The organism is Pseudomonas sp. VMV1 (assembly GCF_056790235.1).
The window spans coordinates 1-388 of record NZ_JBXGSE010000046.1; the positions used below are offsets into that span (position 1 = coordinate 1).

The 388-nt window shown below is 64.9% G+C and carries 1 protein-coding gene; it reads right to left on the reverse strand.

What is annotated here, in order from left to right; all coding sequences use genetic code 11:
• Positions 1-388 (reverse strand): aldehyde dehydrogenase family protein (locus ACUCV0_RS24095; RefSeq protein ID WP_482213933.1); only part of this gene is annotated, 388 nt, incomplete at both ends.

Consider the following 388-nt stretch of genomic DNA (forward strand, 5'->3'; position numbering starts at 1 on the left):
GATATAGAGACGGTTGACGCAGACGCAAGTCTGCCCGGCGTTACGGTACTTGGAAGCGATGGCGCCCTCCACGGCCTTGTCCAGGTCAGCGTCGTCGAAGACGATGAAGGGCGCGTTGCCGCCCAGCTCCAGCGACAGCTTCTTGATGGTTGGCGCGCTCTGCTCCATCAGCTTGGCGCCGATCTCGGTAGAGCCGGTAAAGGAGATCTTGCGCACGATGGGGCTTTCGGTCAGCTCGGCGCCGATCTCGGCGGCGGAGCCGGTGACAACGCTCAACACGCCCTTGGGAATGCCGGCACGCTCAGCCAGCTCGACCAGGGCCAGCGCCGAGTACGGAGTCTGACTGGCAGGCTTGATGACCATAGTGCAGCCCGCGGCCAGGGCCGGG